Source organism: Streptomyces sp. CC208A, from assembly GCF_030010625.1.
In the GTDB taxonomy this organism is placed as follows: Bacteria; Actinomycetota; Actinomycetes; order Streptomycetales; family Streptomycetaceae; genus Streptomyces.
This window is the reverse complement of sequence record NZ_JASCXN010000109.1, coordinates 1-958: the sequence shown is the minus strand read 5'-3', so window position 1 is coordinate 958 and position 958 is coordinate 1. Positions and strand designations below refer to the sequence as shown.

The following is a 958-nucleotide window of genomic DNA, read 5'->3' as shown; positions in this document are numbered from 1 at the left end:
CTAGGGTCTGTCCGGCGGATCATGGCTGGAGCCATAAGCGGATCGCTGCGACCGTGACGGTGCCGTGGAAGACGTAGGCCCTCTTGTCGTAGCGGGTGGCGACGGACCGGGAGTTCTTGAGCCGGTTGATCGTGCGCTCGACCTCGTTGCGGCGTTTGTAGATCTCGCTGTCGAAGCCGGTGGGCCGGCCGCCCTTGCTGCCACGCCGTTTGCGGTTGGCCCGCTGGTCCTTCGGCTCGGGGATGGTGTGCTTGATCTGGCGTCTTCGCAGATAGCGGCGGTTGCGGCGTGAACTGTATGCCTTGTCACCGCCCAGGTGGTCCGGCCGGGTGCGTGGCCGTCCGCCCTGCGGGCGGGGAACGCGGACGCGTTCGAGGACCTCGATCATCTGTGGCGCGTCGCCCCACTGGCCGGGCGTGAGCAGGAAGGCCAAGGGCCGGCATCCGCCCTCACCCGCGAGATGGATCTTGCAGGTCAGGCCGCCCCGGGACCGCCCGAGTCCTTCGTCGGGGCGGTGGTGCCGGGGCGTTGTCCTTTTTTCGGGACGCGCGGCTTCTTCTTGCGGGCGCCTGCCGCGTGCTGGTGGGCCCGGCAGGAGGTCGAGTCGACGCTGACCATGCTCCAGTCGATCCGGCCCGCGAGGTCGGCGTCGGCCTGGACGGCACGCAGGATCCGGTCCCACGTGCCGTCCGCCGACCAGCGCCGGTGCCGTTCATAGACGGTCTTCCAGCTGCCGAAACGCTCGGGAAGATCCCGCCACGGTATGCCCGTCCGGACCCGGAACAGGATCCCGTTGATCACCCTGCGGTGGTCGTTCCACCGACCGCCACGCCGTCCCGTCGCCGGCAAATGCGGCTCCAGCCGGACCCACTCGGCATTCGTCAGATCACCCCGCCCCATGCCGGGAACAACGAACCGGCAAGCCGACAGTCACATGATCCGCCGGACACTGCCTAGC

At 68.9% G+C, this 958-nt stretch carries 1 protein-coding gene; it reads right to left on the bottom strand.

Annotated features, from left to right (window positions below; all coding sequences use genetic code 11):
* Positions 1–19: 19 nt before the first annotated feature.
* Positions 20–900 (bottom strand): IS5 family transposase gene (locus tag QK442_RS36200; protein ID WP_282698389.1). Its coding sequence is split into 2 segments (ribosomal slippage): positions 20–540 and positions 540–900, totalling 882 coding nucleotides; the frame shifts between segments, so codons are not numbered across the junction.
* Positions 901–958: the final 58 nt, after the last annotated feature.